Annotated in this window: 18 protein-coding genes and 2 tRNA genes; 13 read left to right on the top strand and 7 right to left on the bottom strand. The window is 66.0% G+C overall.

Annotated features, from left to right (window positions below):
* Positions 1–98: 98 nt before the first annotated feature.
* Positions 99–938 (top strand): sigma factor-like helix-turn-helix DNA-binding protein, encoded by an 840-nt coding sequence (locus ACFWYW_RS48530; RefSeq protein WP_379615518.1) that lies wholly within the window; start codon positions 99–101, stop codon positions 936–938.
* Positions 939–941: 3 nt separating this feature from the next.
* Positions 942–1,751 carry a protein phosphatase 2C domain-containing protein gene (locus tag ACFWYW_RS48535; RefSeq protein WP_379615516.1) on the top strand — a complete coding sequence of 270 codons (810 nt, stop codon included), beginning with the start codon at positions 942–944 and terminating at the stop codon, positions 1,749–1,751.
* Between the two features lie 316 nt (positions 1,752–2,067).
* Here ACFWYW_RS48535 and ACFWYW_RS48540 read toward each other — a convergent pair.
* Positions 2,068–2,157 (bottom strand) — tRNA-Ser (locus ACFWYW_RS48540).
* Between the two features lie 132 nt (positions 2,158–2,289).
* Positions 2,290–2,850: a YceI family protein gene (locus ACFWYW_RS48545; protein WP_379615514.1), complete on the bottom strand. Its 561-nt coding sequence runs from the start codon at positions 2,848–2,850 to the stop codon at positions 2,290–2,292.
* Between the two features lie 104 nt (positions 2,851–2,954).
* On the opposite strand from ACFWYW_RS48545, the gene ACFWYW_RS48550 reads away from it, so the two are divergent.
* A complete protein-coding gene (locus ACFWYW_RS48550) occupies positions 2,955–3,452 on the top strand; it encodes a MarR family winged helix-turn-helix transcriptional regulator (protein WP_379615512.1) in 498 nt (165 codons plus the stop codon).
* Here the strand turns inward: ACFWYW_RS48550 and ACFWYW_RS48555 are convergent.
* Entirely contained in the window at positions 3,406–3,915 is a 510-nt protein-coding gene (locus tag ACFWYW_RS48555) for a SigE family RNA polymerase sigma factor (protein ID WP_379615510.1), read from the bottom strand. The genes ACFWYW_RS48550 and ACFWYW_RS48555 overlap by 47 nt on opposite strands.
* 194 nt (positions 3,916–4,109) lie before the next feature.
* On the opposite strand from ACFWYW_RS48555, the gene ACFWYW_RS48560 reads away from it, so the two are divergent.
* A complete protein-coding gene (locus ACFWYW_RS48560) occupies positions 4,110–5,063 on the top strand; it encodes a hypothetical protein (RefSeq protein WP_379641307.1) in 954 nt (317 codons plus the stop codon).
* Positions 5,064–5,069: 6 nt separating this feature from the next.
* The gene (locus ACFWYW_RS48565) at positions 5,070–5,852 is read left to right on the top strand and encodes a MauE/DoxX family redox-associated membrane protein (protein WP_379615506.1); all 783 of its coding nucleotides are present in this window, start codon (positions 5,070–5,072) and stop codon (positions 5,850–5,852) included.
* A gap of 103 nt (positions 5,853–5,955) precedes the next feature.
* Here ACFWYW_RS48565 and ACFWYW_RS48570 read toward each other — a convergent pair whose 3' ends face one another.
* Positions 5,956–7,137, bottom strand: coding sequence for an AAA family ATPase (locus ACFWYW_RS48570; protein ID WP_379615504.1), 1,182 nt, complete (start codon positions 7,135–7,137; stop codon positions 5,956–5,958).
* Between the two features lie 272 nt (positions 7,138–7,409).
* Here ACFWYW_RS48570 and ACFWYW_RS48575 point away from each other — a divergent pair, with 272 nt between their 5' ends.
* Genes ACFWYW_RS48575 through ACFWYW_RS48585 form a run of 3 tightly spaced genes read left to right on the top strand, consistent with a single transcriptional unit; the run spans position 7,410 to position 9,607 of the window.
* Complete coding sequence (locus tag ACFWYW_RS48575; protein WP_184958953.1) at positions 7,410–7,865, top strand: MaoC family dehydratase; 456 nt, start codon at positions 7,410–7,412, stop codon at positions 7,863–7,865.
* 39 nt (positions 7,866–7,904) lie between these two features.
* Positions 7,905–8,381 (top strand): SigE family RNA polymerase sigma factor, encoded by a 477-nt coding sequence (locus ACFWYW_RS48580; RefSeq protein ID WP_184958952.1) that lies wholly within the window; start codon positions 7,905–7,907, stop codon positions 8,379–8,381.
* Positions 8,378–9,607 (top strand): hypothetical protein, encoded by a 1,230-nt coding sequence (locus tag ACFWYW_RS48585; protein WP_379615501.1) that lies wholly within the window; start codon positions 8,378–8,380, stop codon positions 9,605–9,607. Before ACFWYW_RS48580 ends, ACFWYW_RS48585 begins: the two co-directional genes overlap by 4 nt.
* On the opposite strand, the gene ACFWYW_RS48590 is transcribed toward ACFWYW_RS48585, so the two are convergent.
* Positions 9,608–10,243 carry a response regulator gene (locus tag ACFWYW_RS48590; protein ID WP_379615499.1) on the bottom strand — a complete coding sequence of 212 codons (636 nt, stop codon included), beginning with the start codon at positions 10,241–10,243 and terminating at the stop codon, positions 9,608–9,610.
* Positions 10,240–11,367, bottom strand: coding sequence for a sensor histidine kinase (locus ACFWYW_RS48595; RefSeq protein ID WP_379615497.1), 1,128 nt, complete (start codon positions 11,365–11,367; stop codon positions 10,240–10,242). The genes ACFWYW_RS48590 and ACFWYW_RS48595 overlap by 4 nt, the downstream gene beginning before the upstream one ends.
* 144 nt (positions 11,368–11,511) lie before the next feature.
* Here ACFWYW_RS48595 and ACFWYW_RS48600 point away from each other — a divergent pair.
* The 4 genes from ACFWYW_RS48600 to ACFWYW_RS48615 all read left to right on the top strand — a co-directional run bounded on the left by ACFWYW_RS48600 (position 11,512) and on the right by ACFWYW_RS48615 (position 15,353).
* Positions 11,512–11,587 (top strand) — tRNA-Arg (locus tag ACFWYW_RS48600).
* Positions 11,588–12,111: 524 nt separating this feature from the next.
* A complete protein-coding gene (locus tag ACFWYW_RS48605) occupies positions 12,112–13,827 on the top strand; it encodes a hypothetical protein (protein WP_379615495.1) in 1,716 nt (571 codons plus the stop codon).
* Positions 13,824–14,699 (top strand): hypothetical protein, encoded by an 876-nt coding sequence (locus ACFWYW_RS48610; protein WP_379615493.1) that lies wholly within the window; start codon positions 13,824–13,826, stop codon positions 14,697–14,699. The genes ACFWYW_RS48605 and ACFWYW_RS48610 overlap by 4 nt, the downstream gene beginning before the upstream one ends.
* A gap of 12 nt (positions 14,700–14,711) precedes the next feature.
* Positions 14,712–15,353 (top strand): hypothetical protein, encoded by a 642-nt coding sequence (locus ACFWYW_RS48615; protein WP_379615491.1) that lies wholly within the window; start codon positions 14,712–14,714, stop codon positions 15,351–15,353.
* Positions 15,354–15,568: 215 nt separating this feature from the next.
* Here the strand turns inward: ACFWYW_RS48615 and ACFWYW_RS48620 are convergent, their stop codons facing one another.
* Positions 15,569–15,925 carry a hypothetical protein gene (locus ACFWYW_RS48620; RefSeq protein ID WP_379615489.1) on the bottom strand — a complete coding sequence of 119 codons (357 nt, stop codon included), beginning with the start codon at positions 15,923–15,925 and terminating at the stop codon, positions 15,569–15,571.
* 675 nt (positions 15,926–16,600) lie between these two features.
* Here ACFWYW_RS48620 and ACFWYW_RS48625 point away from each other — a divergent pair.
* Positions 16,601–18,715, top strand: a complete 2,115-nt coding sequence (locus tag ACFWYW_RS48625) for a tetratricopeptide repeat protein (protein WP_379615487.1) — start codon at positions 16,601–16,603, stop codon at positions 18,713–18,715.
* Positions 18,716–18,797: the final 82 nt, after the last annotated feature.

The following is an 18,797-nucleotide window of genomic DNA, read 5'->3' on the forward strand; positions in this document are numbered from 1 at the left end:
CTATCACCGGCGAAGCGGTACGCATCGTACTGTCAAGGGGGATAGACGTCATTTCGTCTAGGGGCCTAGACTCGCGGCAAGCAAGTAGTGGGGGAGCCGTGCCATCCAACGACGTTGAGCGTATCGCCGCGATCGAAGACCCGTACCAGCTGCTCAGAGTCGCCACCGAGCGCCTGAACGCCGCTCAGCAGGAGGTCACCGAGCTGTCCCGGCTGCGGCGCCGAGTGATCCAGGAGCTTCACGCCCAAGGGCTCTCGTATGCCCAGATCGCCAAAGAAGCCGGCCTCACGCGTGGCCGTATCCACCAGATCCGCCACACCGGCCCGGCTCCGGAGGGCGCGTTCCTGGGTACGGGGACCCTCACCCTGGCAACTCCGCTCAAGCAAGAGGCGACCAACGCCCGGCCAGTCGTCGCGATGGAAGACGTCACCGCGGCCAAGCGCCTGGAGGACCTGGCCCGCGGCTTCGATCTCTCGACGGACCTTGAACACATTCCGCTCGGCGGAGCGATCAACCTCAACCGGCCCAACCTCATCGTCATCTGCGGCCCGAGGCCCTCGCCGGTCATGGCGACCCTGTACGAGTCCGACCCGGTCTTCGAATGGGTCAAAGACGACGTGTGGACGCTCCGCGACAGCCGTACCGGAAAGACCTATCGGTCGGGCTCGGACAGCGACCCCGCACAGCCGGTCGATTACGCCTACCTCGGACGGCTCCCGCGTCCGGACGGCAAGGGGAGCCTGCTCGTCCTCACCGGCATCCACCCACAGGGGACGCTCGGCGTGGTCCAGCTCCTCCAGACCGAGATCGCCACCCTGTGGGGCCAAGTAGCCGACAAATCCTTCTCCACGGTGATCAGAGCCGAATACGACCCCGACACTGGGGAAGCCGTAAAGGCGGAGCTGGCCAGTCCGCTCTACCTACATGAGGAGGCATAGCCCGTGCGGGTCACCTTCGCCACCGAAGCCGCCCCCGGCCGTCCGAACGAGGACTTCGTCGCCGCGACCCCTGACGCCGTTGTCCTGCTCGATGGCGCCGGCACACCAGCGGGCTCGGACTCTGGCTGTTCGCACGGCGTGGCCTGGTACTCCCGAACCCTTGGCTCCACGCTGCTCACCTCGATGACTCAGAGCGGTGACGCCTTGGCCGGCCTGCTGGCCGAAGGGATCAAGTCGGTCGCCTCCCTGCATGACGGCATCTGCGATCTGTCCCATCCAGGCTCTCCGTCCGCGACCGTGGTCATGCTCCGGCGTACGGCTGACGCCGTGGAATGGCTGGTCCTTGCCGACTCCGTGCTTGTCCTGGACGTGGGGGAGCCCATGGTCATCTGCGACGACCGCGAAGCCCAGATCGGCGCCTCGCATCGGGCCGAGATGGACGCTCTTCCATCTGGCACCCCGGAGCACACCCAGGCCCACCGCCGCTACGTGGAGACCCTGCGCTCCTATCGCAATCGCGACGGCGGCTTCTGGGTAGCGGCCGCCGATCCGCACGCCGCAGGCCAAGCCCTCACCGGAAGCCTGCCGACCGACAAGGTCCACGCGGCGGCGCTCCTCAGCGACGGCGCCTCCCGCCCGGTCGACCGCTTCGCCATCACCACCTGGCGCCAGACCCTCGACCTCCTCGCCGAGCAAGGCCCCCAAGCCCTGCTCCAGCAGGTCCGCGACACCGAACGCTCCGACCCTGAAGGCAACCGCTGGCCACGTGGCAAGGCATACGACGACGCGACAGTCGCGTACTGCGTCGTGTAGGCGGTATCGCCTCAGGACCCGCCAGCTCCCGAGCGGTAAGAAGGGACGTTGCCGGGAGCGAGGTAGCCATCGAACCTCACACATAGGAATGACGAGGCATGACCACGCGCAAGCTCAAGAAAGGACGCGCGGAGCGAAGCGGAGCACCTTTGACCAGGGTGGATCCAACTGCCCAACCACTTAGCTGGGCAACGGGCGGGCCAGAGGGGGCGTCCGACCGGAGGGAGGTCCTTCAGGGGTCGAGCTTCAGCTCGACTGGAGAAACAGCCTTGCCCCCCACGCGCGAAGCGCGCATGAGGGGCAAGACCATGCCGTGCGGAGGCTCGGGGATTTGAACCCCGGATGGGCGGTAAACCCAAACCGCATTAGCAGTGCGGCGCCATAGACCTGACTAGGCGAAGCCTCCCGGTAGCCACGTGGCTTCCGACAGCGTACCGGCCTTCTGGCGAGGCAGCAAAGCGGTTACGCAACGCATGTTGTCCACCGCCTGTGGATAACCCTGTCCACACCTGTGGACAGGGTCGCCAGGCGCATGGGCTCAGGCAGGATTGGCCTCGCCCTCGATCTCGATCTTGACCTTCTTACCCACCAGTACGCCGCCGGTCTCCAGGGCCTGGTTCCAGGTCAGGCCGAAGGTCTCGCGGTCGAACTCGGCGCTGATGCTGAAGGCCCACACCTGCTGGCCCCACGGGTTGGTGCCGGCGCCGTTGTACTCGACCTTGAGCTCGATCTCCTGGGTCACGTCGCGGATCGTCAGGTCGCCGACGACGGTGAACTCCTCGCCGGAGTGCCCGGTCACGCGCGTGGTCCGGAAGGTGAGCTCGGGGAACTTCTCGGCCGACAGGAAGTCCTCGCTGCGCAGGTGGCCGTCGCGGTCGGGCTGGCCGGTGGTGATGCTGGCGGTCTTGATGGTGATCTCGGCCGTGGAATCGAGCGGGTTCTCCGCGATCGTGACCGAGCCGTCGAAGTCGGCGAACTGGCCGCGTACCTTGCTGACCATCATGTGCTTGGCCGTGAAGCCGACGTTGGTGTGGGCGGCGTCGAGCTTGTAGGTGCCGGCGGTGGGGATGTCCAGGCCGTCCCAGGTACGAGTGCTCATCGGGGTCTCCTTGAAGTCAGAGCGAAGTCGGTTCGGACAGATGCTTGCGCCAACAAATGTCTACACGAGGAATATTCCTCGCGTCAACTATCGTCAGATACAGTATGAGCGTGAGCCCCTTTGACGACCCCCGCCTTACGGCCATGGGCCTGATCGCCGAGGTCCATGCCGGCCTGTCCGCACGGATGAACCCGGTCTTCCAGGCGGCTGGGCTGTCCTGGATCGACTTCGAGACGCTGATCAGGCTGTCGCGGTCACCCGAGCAGCGCCTGCGGATGACCGATCTGGCGGCACAGACCGGTTTGTCCACGAGCGGGGTCACCCGCGTGGTGGACCGGCTGGAGCGTGAGAGCCTGGTCGCGCGGATGGCGTGCCCGACCGATCGCCGGGCCTCCTACGCGGTGCTGACCGACGCGGGACGTGAGCGGCTGAGCGACGTGCTGCCGCGCCACCTCGCCGACATCGACGACTGCTACACCACGCTCCTCGACGACGACGAGCGCGCGACCTTTCTCTCCGCACTGCGCAAAATGCGCGATGTCGTACGGCCCGGCGCTACGGCTGGGGCGGCGGCTGAGCGGGAATGCACAACTCCAGCCTGAGCTTGGCCATCGCCCGTGAGACGGTGCTCTTGACCGTCCCCACGCTGATCCCGAGCGCTCTGGCGATGTCCGGCTCGCTCATGTCCTCGTAGTACCGCAGCACGATCGCCTCCCGCATCCGCGCGGGCAGTTGGTCAAGCGCCTGTTCGAGTCGCACATGGACCTCGCCGCAGGCCTCGGTCTCGGAGGAGGTCTCCGGCAGTTCGTCGGAGGGGTACTCCTCCAGCTTCCGCCGCCGCCACTGGGAGATGTTGATGTTGACCATGGCCCGCCGTACGTAACCGTCGAGCGAGCCGCGGTCCTGGATGCGGTCCCATGCCAGGTACGTCTTGGCCAGCGCGCTCTGCAGCAGATCCTCGGCGTCACAGGCGTGCCCGGTGAGCTGGTGAGCGGTGCGCAGGAGGGCGGGACCGCGAGACGTCACGTACTCGCGGAACTCCTCTTCCCGGCTGGCAGTCTGCATCGTGGCCAGAATCGCAGGGTGAGGGCCTGTTCGGGCTGAACCGGAATTCAGGATTCGGTCTACCAAACATAAAGGTCGGGACATGCCGGTGGCAGTTTGTTCGTCACCGGGTGTCTACACCTTCCCCCGGGGTTGCGTATTTTGCTCTCATCTGGGGTGTCCGGTGCCTGCCGTACCGGATCTCGTGTGAGGCTATGCGCGTGGGGTTTCCGAGTGTTGAGCGGCGCAGAGCGCTCGCCGCGGCCGCGTTGGGCCGGGAGGCGGGCGTGCCGGGCCCGGATCCCGGGGACGGCGCGCCGTTAACCGCCGTGGCCGGCGAGATCCTCGACGTCAGCCCGCATCTGATCATCATCGAGACCGTGGACGGCGAGGAAGAGCGGCTGGTCATCGCGCCGTGGGCGACGGCGTGGCGGGGCGGCGACGTCGCGCCGGCCGATCTGCCCGTGGGCGGTAGGGTCATGCTGCGCGCGTTGCGCGACGGCCGGGTCGTCGAACGGATCTGGGGTGATGTGACCCGGATGACCGGCACCATCGTCTCCATCGACGGCCGCAAGGACCTGTCCGTCGAGCTCGACTGCGGCTCCCATCGCGGCCGCCGCACCATCGTCATCCCGTATCGCACCACCGGGCGGTTGCGGGTACGGCATCCGCAGTTCGAGCCCGGCTACCTCTTCGACGCCATCGGCATCAGGGACCAGGGCGAGAGCCACGCCCTGCTGCCCGCCACCTCGCAGCCCGCCTATCCGGCCAGGTCCGTACCGTCGCCGCCGCCCGCCTACGCCGGGCAGCAGCCGCGCATCTCGGGCACCGCGACCTGGGCCGACGCCTTCGACGAGGACGAGCGGGGCGCGGCTTATCCCATGCTGGAGCGTTCCGACGCCGGGTGCCCGGATTCGGCGGTGTCCTGCGTCGGCCTGCCGTACCTGGCGATCGGATCGTTGTTGCAGGTCAAGAACCTGTGTACGACACGCAGCGCGAACGTGCCGATCGTGGCGTGCGGCTGCCTGGCCGGTCGTTTCTGTGACCGGTGTGTGGAGTGCGGCACCTCTCCGCGGGGGCGGATCACCGAGTTGTCGCCCTCGTCCTTCGTGGAACTGGGGGGCGAACTGACCAAGGGCTGCTTCAATGCCCAGATCGGATTGGGGTGACCGCACATGCTCGAATCGCAGCTGCCGGTGCTGATCGTCCTCCTCGTTTTGGGTACGGTCGCCAAACTCGCCACGGTGTACACCGGCGGCGAACCGGGCGCCCTCAGCCGCCTCGGTCCCGCCGTCCTGGTCCCCGACAAGCTGCAGGCCCCCGCACTGGTGTGCTGCGCGGTCGGTGAGCTGGTGCTGGCGACCGGCCTGGTGCTGACCACGCACCCGTTGTTCCGCTGGGGAACGGTGCTCTTCTTCGCGCTGTCCACCTACGTGCTCATGGAACTGCGCAGGCGCCGCCCCGACGCGGGATGCGGCTGCTTCGGCGAGGTCAGTTCGGCGCCGGTGGGCCGCCGCTCGATCGGGCGCACGCTGGTGCTGACCGGGATGGCGCTGGTGTCGGTATGGGCGCCGGTGCCCGGCTGGGTGGCCTTCGCGAACCCGTCGTGGTTCCTCCTCGCGGGGGTGGCGGTGCTGGCCGTGCTCTCGCCCGAGATCGAGGAGGCGGTCGACCGGATCCGGTATCGGGCGCCGTGCGAGCAGCGTCCGGCGCCGCAGGAGAGCCACACGCTCGCGCGGCTGCGCGCCAGTGGCGCCTGGCGGGCTCACCGCGACGGGCTCGTCGCGGCGGAGCCGTACGACAGCTGGCGGGAGCTTTGCTGGCGTTTCTTCGCCTTCCAGAACCAGGAGGGCGACGACGTGGTCTTCGCCGTCTACCTCAGCGGACGCCGGCCTGCCGTGCGCATGGCAGTGGTCAGCACGGACTCCATGCCGGAATATACGCCAGTCTCGGCCTGACGCTAGACCGTCCTATAAAGCGGTAGGGCGGCATGATGATGTGGCTCTATTGGGTTGTCTAGCTTCCCCACTAGACAACCCAATAGAGGACTAGGAGTGCCGGTTAGATCGGTTGTGCACGTAGGAACCTCCCGAAATGCGGCACTGTGAACGCGATCTGACCACGTTCGGCGCTGTAGATGAGACCTTTCTTGATCAAACTGTCGCGGGCCGGTGACAGGCTGGACGGCTTGCGGCCCAGGGCGTCGGCCACGTCGGAGGTGGCCACCGGCTCGTCGCCGATCTGGGCCATCGCGTGCATGTAGTCGCGCTCGGCCGGCGTGGCCCGCTCGTACCGGCTGCCGAAGAAGCCCACCGCGAGCTCCTCCTCCGCCTCCGGCGCCGCGACCTTGACGTCGTCGGCGGTGATCGGGCTGCACGGCGCGAGGTCCCACGCCACCTTGCCGTAGGCCTGCACGAAGTAGGGATAACCGTCGGCCGCCTCGTAGAGCGCGTCGAGCGCGTCCTGGGTGAACTCCACCTCTTCCTCCCGGGCGGGGAGGATCAGCGCCATATCCGCGGCGTCACGGTCGAGCTTGTCGATGCGGGCATAGCGGAAGAGCCGCTCGGAGTAGCTCTTGCTGGCCGACAGGACGCTCGGCAGGTGCGGCAGCCCGGCGCCGACCACGATCAGCGGCCCGCCGGTCTGCGACAGCTCGTGGCAGGCGGCGCACAGGGCGGAGATGTCGGCGGCCTGCACATCCTGCATCTCGTCGATGAACAGCGCGACGCCGACGCCGAGGTCGGTGGCGACACTGGCCGCGTCGACGAACAGCTCGGTGAGGTCGATCTCCAGGTCACCGGAGTCGGCCCGCCCGCGGCTGGCCGGCACCTCGATGCCGGGCGACCAGTGGGAGGTGCCCTTGGCGGCGGCCGGGTCGCGCATCGCGAACGCCTTGAGCACGCCGAGGAACTCCTCGATGCGCTCGGGCGCGCGGTGGCGCGGCGCCAGCTCGCGGATCGCCATGTGCAGAGCGGCGGAGACGGGGCGGCGGATCGACTGGTCGGGCCTGGCCTCGATCTTGCCGGTGCCCCACAGCCGCTGCATCGCCATGGACTTGAAGGTGTTGAGCAGGACGGTCTTGCCCACGCCGCGCAGGCCGGTGACGACCATGCTGCGCTCGGGGCGGCCGCGGGCGACTCGCTCCAGCACCACCTCGAACTGCTGCAGCTCTCGATCACGGCCGGCCAGCTCTGGGGGACGCTGTCCGGCACCGGGGGCGTAGGGATTGCGCACGGGGTCCACGCTCTCGGACTTTATTGCCGGGTATAGCGGTCGTCGTAGATTTGGGAAGAAACAGCTACGGCGTGTCTGGACGAGCATGGCACCCCCTCTCACCTGGCCGAACCCGTGTTCGATTCGATACCCAGAACTGTAGCGCGCACTCGAACACCTGCGCGATGCTTTCGAGTAAAGATCTTCGCAACACCACCCCCGACGCAAGGAAGTACTCACCCGGGGGCTAGCAAGTGGTTGAACTTGGCAGCCGCGCCGGGCGCCCAATAGCGTTCCGACCCATGCGGACCTTCGCGAACCTTCAGGAGCTCAAGGCGAGCGCCGGCGAGACCTTCGGCCCGACCGAGTGGCGTACCGTCACCCAGGAGCAGGTCAACCTCTTCGCCGACGCCACCGACGACCACCAGTGGATCCACGTCGACGTCGAGCGGGCCGAGCAGAGCCCGTTCGGCGGCACGATCGCCCACGGCTACCTCAGCCTGTCGCTGCTGCCGTCGTTCCTGGAGGAACTGGTCGAGGTCCAGAGCATCGCGATGGCGGTCAACTTCGGTCTGAACAAGGTCCGCTTCCCCAAGCCCATCCCGGTCGGCTCGCGCGTGCGCGCCACGGCCGAACTAGCCGCGGTCAAGGGCAGCCCCGCCGGCCAGCTCACCACGCTGAACGTCACGATCGAGGTCGAGGGCGAGCGCCGCCCCGCCTGCACCGCCGAGGTGCTCTTCCTGTACGTCCCCGAATAACCGTGCAACAGAAGCGCCGGCCCGCCGCTCCTTGGATACGTGGACCACACAGCTGATTTCGACGAGTTCGTCCGAGCGAGGGGGGACGCCCTCCTCCGGTACGGCTATGTGCTGTCCGGAAACTCGGAGGACGCGGCGGATCTTGTCCAGGAGGCACTGGCGCGCCTGGGTGACGCCTGGCATCGCGTGCAGAACAAACAGAACCCCGAAGGGTACGTTCGCACGACGATGACCAGGCTGCACATCAGCGCCTGGCGTCGGCGGCACAGGGAGGACCTTGTCGCCGACGTACCGGAAGAGGGCAGGTCTGACAGGTACGGCGACGCCGACCTGTGGGCCGAGCTCCAGGAGCTGCCGCGCAAGCAACGAGCCGTGCTCGTGTTGCGCTACTACGAGGACCTCGCCGACGCCGAGATCGCCGAGATCATGGGCGTCTCGCGGGGGACCGTACGCAGCCAGGCGGCCCGCGCCCTGGACAAGCTCCGCATCAAGCGAGTGCTTCAGGAGGCGCGATGAGAAGCGAAGAAGACCTGGTGCGGACGCTGCGAGCGGCCGCCGACCAGGCCAAGCCCCTACCGGGCGGCCAGACGGAAGCGGTGGCGGCACGCCGCCGCGGGCACAAGAAGGGGCAGTGGGCGCGGATGGCGCTGGCCGCCGCGGCGGTCGTCGTCCTTGTCGGGGGTACGGCTTTCGCCCTGTCCAGCGGGGGCGGACAGGCCGGACCGGCGACCCAGATCACCACGACCAACACAGCGAACCCGATCCAACACGTCACCGCCGCCTGGCCGGAGGCGATCGCCAAGGTCCCGCGCGTAGCGTCCAACGGGTGGAAATACCGCCCGGTCGCCACGATCAGCCCGACGGAGATCCTGCTGGTCGCGGACAAGTCATTCGAAAAGGCCGGCCGCGTGGCCGTCTACGACATGACAACCAAGACCACGCGCGAACTGGGCGAGGTGCCCGAACCCAAGCGCGGATATTTCGTCCAGGAATGGGCGTCCAACGACCAGCAGATCGTCTGGTACGGCGAAACGCCCAACAACAAGGACGTCTGGGCCGACATCTGGGTCATGCCGCGGGCCGGCGGTGAGCCCCGCCGGCTCACGGAACTGACCGGCGACCAGGCGCGGATCGAAGTCCTGAGCGTCACAGCCGACCACGTCGTCTGGTCGGTACGCGCGGGCGGCGTCTACCGGATCCCGCTGACCGGCGGCGAACCGGAGAAGATCCAGGGCACCGACGACCTCCACCTGAACGCCTGGCCATGGGCATTCGCCTTCGGCCCCGGCAAACAGGGCGAACGCAACCAGACCCGGCTGGTCAACCTGGAGACCGGCAACTCCATGGACATCTCCCTGCTGGAGGGAGACAAGGGCGTCATCTGCAACGAGAACAGGTGCATCGGCACAGGGGACAGCGGCGCGTTCTCGCAGGGTCCCCAAGGCGACTCGCGGAAGGTTCTCCCGATTGAGGCGAACCCGCACATGGCCGGGGAACGGCTGCTGGACGACGTCGTCAGCGCCGTGGGCGGCTCGAAGCTGCCGCTGGCCTACGACCTCGGGAGCGAGCGACTGGTCTCCTTCGGCAAGGAGGAGCTCGGCTACTGGACGATGCCCGGCCTCCTCGCCTGGGACGATGACGCCGAGGGCGTCCAGAAGTGCGAGAACAACTCGTGCACGACCGAGGAGAAGGGCGGCGGCAAGGAACTGACCGTCGTCAACCTGAAGGCCATCCGTAGATGATCATGAGGCGCCCTCCGAATAATAGATCGCCGCCTGTACGCGGCTGCGCAGCCCCAGCTTGCTGAGCACCCGGCTGACATGGGTCTTCGTGGTCGCCTCTGCCATATCAAGCTCCTTGGCGATCTCGGCGTTGGACAGACCGCGCGCCACGCAGGCCAGCACCTCCCGCTCGCGTGGCGTCAGGTTCTCCAGTTCCTGAGGCGTCCGCCGTTCCGGCTGCTGGGCGAACGCGGAGATCAACCTGCGCGTCACCGACGGCGAGATCAGCCCGTCACCCCTCGCGACCAGCCGCACCGCGGCCACCAGCGCGTCGGCGTCGGTGTTCTTCAGCAGAAACCCCACCGCGCCCGCCCGCAACGCCCCGAAGACATACTCATCGAGATCGAACGTGGTCAGGATCAGCACGTCACTGACCCCGGCCAGCTCGCGGGCCGCAGAGATCCCGTCCATCCGCGGCATGCGAACATCCATCAGCACCACGTCCGGCCGCAACTCCCGCGCCATCGCCACGGCCTCCACGCCGTCGGCAGCCTGGCCGACCACCTCGATGTCGTCGGTGCCGCCGAGGATCAGCACGATCCCCGCCCGGACCGCCGCGTGATCGTCGGCGACCAGCACCCTGATGCCGCTGCTCATCCAGCCTCCTCCGCCGTGGGCAGTCTCACCTGTACGCGCCATCCGTCGGCACGCGGACCCGCCTCGATCTCCCCGCCCACCAGCGCGGCACGCTCGGACATCCCCACCATCCCGGCCCCGGCCCCCGGCAGCCGCGCCTTCCGCCCGTTGACCGCATTGTCGACGGTCAACACCACGTGCTTCGCCTGATAGACAAGGCGCACGGAAGTCGGCGGATCGCCATGCTTGAGGGCGTTCGTCAGCGCTTCCTGAAGAATCCGGTACCCCGCCAGATCCACCGAAGCGGGCAACTCCCGAGGCTCCCCGACGATCTCCAGCTCGGCCGCCATGCCCGCCTGCCGCGACCGCTCGACCAGGCTCTCCGCGTCGGCCAGCCGCAACCGCATCGCCTCGGTCTCCTCGCCTTCCTGCCGGAGGAGCCCGATCATGGTGCGCATCTCGTCCAGGCCCTTCACGCTGTTCTCCCGGACCGACTCCATGATCGTGTGGATGGTCTCCGCGTCGAGATCCCGGCGCGACAACGCCGCCGTGGACTGGATCGCGATGGCGCTGAAATGGTTGGCGATCATGTCGTGCAGCTCGCGCGCCATCCGGTTGCGCTCGGCCGAGATCGCCGCCTGCCGATCCAGTTCGACCAGCCGCACCACCTCCTCGGCCCTGGCCCGCTCGGCCGCCGCCAGATCCCGCTGCTGCCGCAGCACCATGGCCGTCGTCACCGGGATGACCAGCAGCAGCCCGAGCTGGATCGAGATCACCACCAGCTGCCAGAGGTTGTCGACGAAGAACCCCGCCCCCAGCCCGGCGGTGATGGCGATGGTCGCCGTGATGCCCAGCAGCCAGCGCGCCAGGCGTGCGGGCCCGTAGAGCGCGGCCGAGTACAGATTGTCGGTGAATACCAGCACGGTCCCCAGCGAAGGCCCGACAAAGATGTCGATCCCCACCCCGACGAGACCGAGCGCCAGCGACCAGATCGGCGCCCGCGTCCGCACCACGACCCCGGCACACACGAAGGCCAGCGGTACGAACAGCAGCCACGTGGAGCCTCGCTGGAAGTGCGCACCTCCAGCGATCAGCGCCGCGCCCATGGCGAACGCCAGGACCGCCCCAAGTGCCGCACGCTTCATTGCCCTATCTCATCACCCTCGGCCGCCCCTTCCCTCCTTCGCCCGGCCAACCTGTGGATACACACTTCGATGTATCCACAGGGCCGAATCGACCATCCGGTTCTGGGCACCCCGCGGGGTCCGCTATGCTTTCTTACGAAGCAAGCGGCCGTAGCTCAATGGATAGAGCATCTGACTACGGATCAGAAGGTTGGGGTTTCGAGTACCTCCGGCCGCGCCACAGCTCAAAGGCCCTCCGGGATCATCCCGAAGGGCCTTTTTCGTGAGCGCAGAGCAGCGTTGCACAGCAACGCCTTCGGGCTTAGGCGTTCTGATCTATCAGCCGGTTTCAGGGCTCGCGATCTGGGTGTAGACGTCCAGGTCATCGAGATCCGGCAGTTGCCAGGCCGGGTGCCTCACCGCGCCGAAGGCCGAGAACCAGGATCAGGACGTAGACCGCGTACCAGGGTTACGGCGAAGTGTCGATAACAGCCTGGGTGTCCGTTTCGTGGAGTGACTGTTCCAGGGGTGCAGGAGGGTCTAAGTCTCGTCTGAGGACCACCCGACTCATCGCATGGGAGACAGGCCTTGGTCGCCGCGCTCGATGGGCAGAAGATCACTTGATCCACGGCTGCGGTCAGGGAGCCGGGTGGGCGGCGTCGGTGAACTGTCTTGCCCGTGGCCATACCCCATTAAAGGTCTAGTTGACTCCAAGTGGTGACGAACTTATGGTCAGATTTACCTAAACGGCTATCGGGGGGGTTCATGGCCCAATCGAGCACGGTACGTCTCGAGAAGAGCACGGGGGCAGTCGACTCGAAGGCGACACGGTACCTCTGTGCCGGTGTCTACCTCGATCGCGACTTCCGAGAGAAGATCATCCGTCGGGTCTACAACGACTCCAAGCACATGGTCGCGCCCTCCTACGGCTTCGATCTGGTGCCGGTTGTCGTGCACGCCTGGCAGGCGTGGCGCTTGGAGACCCTGACATGGGTGCTAATGCTCGCGGTTCTCCTCGGCGGCATCACATGGATGCCCGCCGCGACCGCCGCAACCGCGGCGATGTTCGGCCTGTGCCGGTCTGCAGCCATCGCCGTCAGAAGCGCGCAGGTCGCTCTGCCGCTGAAGGCAAAAGAGCGCGCGGACCGGTTCTTAGGGCGCGGCCGCTGGCGCAGCGAGTCGAGCGACCTCGCTGAGCATCTCCGCTCCCTCAAGCTTGCCTGCATCGGCAGTGGCGCTCTGGTCGTCGCCGTTCCGGTGATCTCCGGCGTGGCCCGCATTCCGCTCTCCCACCTGCTGCAGCAAACAGGGATCATGGGAATGTTGACCGTCCTTGTGGCGTGTGGCTGCCGTGCTGCTCAACGCAGCGCGTTGCACCGAACGGCCAAGGGCCCCCTGCCCTCGCCGGACAACCACCGATATCGGGCAATCGACGAACAGCAGGTCCACACGTTCGTCATCTATCGCAGGCCCCCGAAGAAGGAGTCGAAGCCGGAAAAGCCCCGCGACGTCCTGGCGCTTGACGACTCGCATAAGCCATTCGTGGGAGCCGGACGGCTGACTCATCGCTGGAACCCGCCGCTCAACATCCACTTGTTGCAGACAGGCGAAGGGAGCATGGCCGATCGGGAATTTAATCCGCTCCCGTTCAAAGCGCATGAGCTGGTCGCCTATTTGAAGGACGAGATGCAACGGCTCGACGGGCAGGATGACGCCACCAGCCTTCCGGACTTCGGAAAAGCAGACCGTATCTATATAGCAGAGCCTGAAGTCGACCAAGAGCGCGGCTGGCTACAGGGCGAGCCTGCTGCGCACAAAATCGACGAGATCATCGATCGGCCGTTCGACCGATTTCATCACTTCCTCGAGATCCGTACATCGGTATTCGGGGAGCTGGTTACCACTGTGTTCCTTCGCACCACAATCAAAGGGAGCGCGCTCAGCCTCGACTTCGCTGCGTGTGCGCTGACGCGTACGCCGGATGAGTACCACGTCCTGGACGAGTATGGCGAGACTGGAGCCACTGCGATACTCCGGGCAGCGGTCCGAGCTCTTACCGAACTCCCGACCGACATCATGCAGTCATGGCGTCTCATCCACGTCCCGGCCGTCCTGCTTGGGGCTCTTCGAGCGCGGCGAACCCGCGTTCTCGATCCCCGACGCGGTATGAAGATCGGGGCAAGATTGAGTGTGCGCGAAGAAAAACGCATGCCATGGGAGACGGCCCAACTCGACCGAACGCTCATCTCCGACCACGTGAAACTCATAGAGGACCGCCTGCTGAAGGCGGCGACCGAGTTCCTGCGCAAAAAAGAGGTCGACATCTCGGAGTTCGAGGAACGTGCTACGAGCATCATCAATACCGGAATCATGAACTTCGGCGAATCCATGAATGTAGAGAACTCTGCGGTCGGCACCAATTCGATGAAACTCGACCTACCTGAGAGCTTCGGCAGCGCATCCAGCGGGGGTCGCGCATGAACGATCAGTTCAAGAACAGCGGAATAATCAATCAGGGCGGCCCCATGACCATCAGTGGCGCTGCCATCGGCGATGGTGCAACGGTCGTCCACCATCATCTGACCGGGGAGGTGGTCAGTAGGCGCGCAGACGTCGGCGTGATAACAATCAAAGAATCGGAGGCAAGGGCAGTCATAGATGTCCTCAACCTCGAAGGCGCCCCCGTGAACGGGATTCCCTTCTGGTGCGGCACCATCGACCTCCGAGGCGTCGCCACCAGAGTGGTGATGACTCGATCGCTGGGCCAGGGCCAACGATCGACAATGGCCGCGTTCGAGAATCTCAGGGAGATGTTCCGGCCGACGGTCGTCGCACTTGTCGGCATCGGCGGCGGATTCCAACCGGACATCTCAGCGGGCGACGTCGCCATAGCAACGCGAGCGGTCTACTACGACCTCCGGAAGGAAACCGCTGACGGAATCCAGCGCAGAGGCGAGGACCGTGAGACGTCTGCCATGGTGGGAAATGCCGTGAACAGCTTTTTCACCGACTACGGTGAACCGGCGCGATTCACAAACGGCGAGGGCGAGTTTCGCGTCATTCCCTGTATTGTCGGAACTGGCGACGCCGTTATCGCAGACGCCGAATCTGAGGTCCGGAGATATCTCAAACACTACAATGACAAGATCTCAGTGGTTGACATGGAAGCCGGCGGTCTGGCTCAGGCGTTCCACGAGCGCGGCAATCAGGCTGGGATGCGCGGCTGGGTAGTTGTTCGCGGAGTCTCCGACCACTCGGACAAAGACAAGAATGACGCTCTGCAGAAGACCGCTGCCCGGAATGCCGCCGAGGTATTGCGTGCGCTAATCCCCTACCTTCCGCATCACACCTGACCGGGAGCCCCGATGGGAGAGTTCGTGATCGGGGTGGTGAGTTCGCTCGTCGCGGCCGCGCTTGCCGTAGTGGGCGGGATGGCACTGTCACCGCGGGCGCGCTCCTGGCCGGTCCTACTTCTGTCCAGACTCACCGGCTTGGGGATCTCTCGGGTGCATCCGCGACAGCGCGGCGCCGCCGAAGATCTCACGGCAGAGCTCGGCAAAGCCCGGTGGGTACGGGTGCTGGCCGGCCGAGGGAATGAACTCACTCGCGACGGGTTCGTCGCTCTGTGGGAGGATGAAGGACGTCGCCTAGAGTTCGTTGACGTACTGCTTCCCGATACCAACCATCCCTCCGCATCATGGCTGGAGTGGCGCGAGGACGAGATCCGGCGCATTGACCCGGGCTTCTCCCGGGGAATGCTGGCCGAGCAGGTCGATATCAACGCCGGGTACATCAGCGAGGTCGCCGTTGACAGGGACAACATCGAGTTGCGCCGCTACAACTTCCCCAACCTCCACCGAATAGTGATCACCGACCGCGTCGCCTTCCTCACCCTCTACCGTCGGGCGGCCCACGGCCGCGACTCGCCCTGCATAGTGGCACCCCGCCCCGGCCTGATGTACGACTACGCTCTCCAGTTCTTCACCACAGCCTGGGACCATGCCTAGGAACATCGTGCCATCATCGGGTACCGGCACATACGTGGGATGATCTTGCGAGGTGCATGCACCATCACACACTGACCCACGGATCAGATGGGTGGGGTTTCGAGTACCTCCGGCCGCGCCACAGCTCAAAGGCCCTTCGGGATCATCCCAGAGGGTCTTTTTCGATCTTTGTCGATACGAGTCTGCTGGCCAACGGCTCTATTGCGTCGTGGGGGCTAGTTGAATGTGATGGATCCGATGTTGCCGGCTTGAATGGCGTTTCCGTGAATGGTGGCGTTTCCGCCGATGATGTTGGTTGTCGAGGTGAACTGGATCGCCTGCTGTGTCTGCGTTGCCCAGGCTGAAAGCTCGGAGGCGAACTCGGGGTGTTCGGCTGCCTTTCGCTCGAGGATGGTGACGACACGCTGGGTGTCGGCCGTTTCAGCGTTCTCCAGAGCAGTGACCGAGTCTTCGTCGGACCCGAAGCGTCGCTTCGCGAGCGCGGTCAGCGACGCCCACGCGTTCTTTCCCACCTCGCCGGCGGCGCCGCCGAGAAGTGCGGCGACAACCTCGGTTACCAAAGCTGTGTCCACGCTTTCCTCCAGCGGTAGGGTGATGCCAATTATGAATCGATCGCCCGGCGGATGCGCAACCCATTGGTCAGATGGGCTCGGGCCCGGACATCTTTAGCAGTTCTCGACAAAGTGGCGGTGCTCCGTTACCGCTTTGCCGCGCAATGCGAACAGCCGGCGTGGGCGTCGCTCAGCTTCCTCACGCGATGATCGTCGATCGCCTCACTGACTTGATCGCCGACAGGGCGGTCGTCATGGAAGTATCGCCGATACTGAGCGAGTCCTCATGGCCGTCTTACCACTCGTCCCCTTCCTCGTCGGGATCGTAGGCCGCCCACATCGACGACCGCCAGGGTGATCTCGCAACGCCCGCCCTCCACCGGGATCAGCCCAGCCTTCGGGCGGCAGACATGATGAGGCGCTGTCAGGACAGGCAGCGATCGGTTTCCGCAGACTCGTTCATGGGCCATGCCGGGCACGGAATCTGAAATCTCGGTCTCGCGTGATTCTGCTCCAGTCCACCACACGCCCGGCGATCCGATACGGCTGGCGCCGCGATAGCCCTGAGTGGTTGGTGTGCCGGGACATCGCGTTCATTGGCGGATTGCGGACCCCTCGGTGATGCGTCATCGTTGCATATGTTTCGCTGGCCCAATAAGGGATTGGTTTCGAAACGACGTGATAGCCAACCGAAATATGTCCGAAATTGTGCATAACGATGTCACGGGAGTGATTCACGGTCCGCTGGTTCAAGCACGTGATGTATTCGGTGGTATCCATTTCCAGGCCACGGCTACTCTGCCCGCGCCGAGCCAGCTTCCGCCACCGCCGCGCCTGGTCGATCGCGAGGCCGCCATCGCCCAGCTCGACGCGCTGCGGGAGGAAGCGACCGAGGGCCCGCTGACCGTGTTGTTGACGGGACCTGTGGGCGTGGGGAAGACCGCGCTGTCCCTGGCCTGGGCGCACATGATTCGCCCGCATTTTCCGGACGCGCAGCTGTACGCTGATCTGCGCGGGCATTCCGGTGCCGACCCGGCGTCGCCGCAGGAGATTCTTGGCGACTTTCTCCAATCCCTGGGTGTCCCGACGGACCTCATTCCCGGCAATCTGGCGCAGCGTGCGGCCTTGTATCGCACGGTGACGAAGGACCAGCGGGTTCTCGTCCTCCTCGATGACGCGATGACCGCCGCTCAGGTGCGGCCGTTGCTCCCGGCCTCGTTCGCGAGTATCACCGTGGTGACCAGCAGATACCGGCTGGCGGGCCTGATGACACACGGAGTGCGTGGCGTGTATGTCGATCGGTTCGACGCTGAGGCGAGTCTTGCTCTCCTGCGCGACGCGTTGGGCAGCGACCGGCTGGAGCAGCAGCACGAGGCCGCCTCAGAACTGGTGGAGTTGTGTATGCGGCTGCCGCTGGCCCTGAGCGTCGCGGCGGCCCGCCTAGCTGTACGCCCGAGCTGGCCCCTCCGCGAGATGGTCTCCGCGCTGGCCGAGGAGCAGAGGACCCTGGCGGTGCTGACGATCGGAGATGACATGGCGATGCGTTCCGCGCTGGACCTGTCCTATCGGGCCCTCCGTCCCGACGCGGCCAGGCTCTACCGGCTGCTCAGCCTCGCTCCTGGAGACAGGTTCGCCGATGGCGCGGCGGCGGCGCTGGCCGGAATCCCGAGGATGGAGGCCAGGCGGTTGCTGGGGGAACTGACGGACGCGAACCTTTTGACCGACCAGCCCGACGGGCGCTACCGCTTTCACCACGCGCTGGTCCGGTTGCACGCCTCCCATCTGGTCGAGGCCGAGGACCGGCCCGAAGCTCGGGATCTCGCCGTTGGCCGCCTGCTGTCCTGGTATCTCGCCACCGCCGCGTGCGCGGAACGCCGACTGCGGCCGCACCGTACCCAACTGCCCCGTGACGCCGAACCGCCTCCCGCCGAGGTGACGGACTTCGGTGGTCCGGAAGACGCGCTCAAGTGGCTGGAGTCGGAACGCGCGAACCTGAGCGCCGCCGTCACCCTTGCGCGCGAGCTCGGGCGCGAAGCGACCGCGTACCAGCTCACGGACAGCATGTGGGCGCTCTTCCTCTTCATGGGCCACCACTTGGAGCGTGTCGCGGTGGAGGAGACGGGGTTGGCCGCGGCGCGTTCCTGCGGCGACGCGTACGCCGAGGCGAAGATGTTGAACCGCTTGGGCCTGAGCCTGCTTGCCCTCGGGCGGCACGATGAGGCCGGCGCACGATTCGAAGAAGCGCTCGTGATCTGGCGGCGGCTGGGGGAGCGGGAGAGGGAAGTCGGTTCGCTGCGCAGACTCGGGTTGGTCGCCGCAGAACGCGGTGACCACGGCGAGGCCATCGCCCGCCTCACGGACGCGATCACCGCGTTCCAGGCTCTGGGCGCCGACCGCAAGACGGCTCTGGCCCTGATCGACCTCGCGGGTGTGCTCCTGGCGCAGGACCGTGGTCTGGACGCCGTGGTCCATTTGGAACGGGCGCGACATCTGCTGGCCAGTGCCCTCGACCCGTACAACCAGGCCCGCGTAGGTATCTTCCTCGGTCATGCGTGCGCTGCGCTGGGCGATCACGACAAGGCGGACCAGGAACTGCGTGCCGCGTTTGAGGCGATGGCCGGGCTGGGGTCGGCCGCGGGCAGGGCCTCAGCCCTAGAGGCGATGGGACGCCTCCTGGAGCGCACCGGTCGTGAGGATGAGGCAAAACGGAAGTACGAGGCCGCACTGGAAGCTATTGGACAAGACGGGTCTATCGGATATTTCAGAATTAAGGAGCGACTTGAGGCTTTTGACCGTTATCCTAGAACATAAGGTGAAAAAGAAGGTCGCCGCCCCAGGTGGGGCGGCGACCGAGGGCCAGGTCGTGGCTGATCAGCCCATCATGATGTCAATA

This window comes from Nonomuraea sp. NPDC059023, from assembly GCF_042740095.1.
Taxonomy (GTDB): domain Bacteria; phylum Actinomycetota; class Actinomycetes; order Streptosporangiales; family Streptosporangiaceae; genus Nonomuraea.

Coding starts and splice junctions, on each gene's coding strand:
- ACFWYW_RS48545 (WP_379615514.1), bottom strand. CDS start 2,850: ATGAGCACTCGTACCTGGGACGGCCTGGACATCCCCACCGCCGGCACC.
- ACFWYW_RS48550 (WP_379615512.1), top strand. CDS start 2,955: ATGAGCGTGAGCCCCTTTGACGACCCCCGCCTTACGGCCATGGGCCTG.
- ACFWYW_RS48555 (WP_379615510.1), bottom strand. CDS start 3,915: ATGCAGACTGCCAGCCGGGAAGAGGAGTTCCGCGAGTACGTGACGTCT.
- ACFWYW_RS48560 (WP_379641307.1), top strand. CDS start 4,110: ATGCGCGTGGGGTTTCCGAGTGTTGAGCGGCGCAGAGCGCTCGCCGCG.
- ACFWYW_RS48565 (WP_379615506.1), top strand. CDS start 5,070: ATGCTCGAATCGCAGCTGCCGGTGCTGATCGTCCTCCTCGTTTTGGGT.
- ACFWYW_RS48575 (WP_184958953.1), top strand. CDS start 7,410: ATGCGGACCTTCGCGAACCTTCAGGAGCTCAAGGCGAGCGCCGGCGAG.
- ACFWYW_RS48585 (WP_379615501.1), top strand. CDS start 8,378: ATGAGAAGCGAAGAAGACCTGGTGCGGACGCTGCGAGCGGCCGCCGAC.
- ACFWYW_RS48590 (WP_379615499.1), bottom strand. CDS start 10,243: ATGAGCAGCGGCATCAGGGTGCTGGTCGCCGACGATCACGCGGCGGTC.
- ACFWYW_RS48595 (WP_379615497.1), bottom strand. CDS start 11,367: ATGAAGCGTGCGGCACTTGGGGCGGTCCTGGCGTTCGCCATGGGCGCG.
- ACFWYW_RS48605 (WP_379615495.1), top strand. CDS start 12,112: ATGGCCCAATCGAGCACGGTACGTCTCGAGAAGAGCACGGGGGCAGTC.
- ACFWYW_RS48610 (WP_379615493.1), top strand. CDS start 13,824: ATGAACGATCAGTTCAAGAACAGCGGAATAATCAATCAGGGCGGCCCC.
- ACFWYW_RS48615 (WP_379615491.1), top strand. CDS start 14,712: ATGGGAGAGTTCGTGATCGGGGTGGTGAGTTCGCTCGTCGCGGCCGCG.
- ACFWYW_RS48625 (WP_379615487.1), top strand. CDS start 16,601: ATGTCCGAAATTGTGCATAACGATGTCACGGGAGTGATTCACGGTCCG.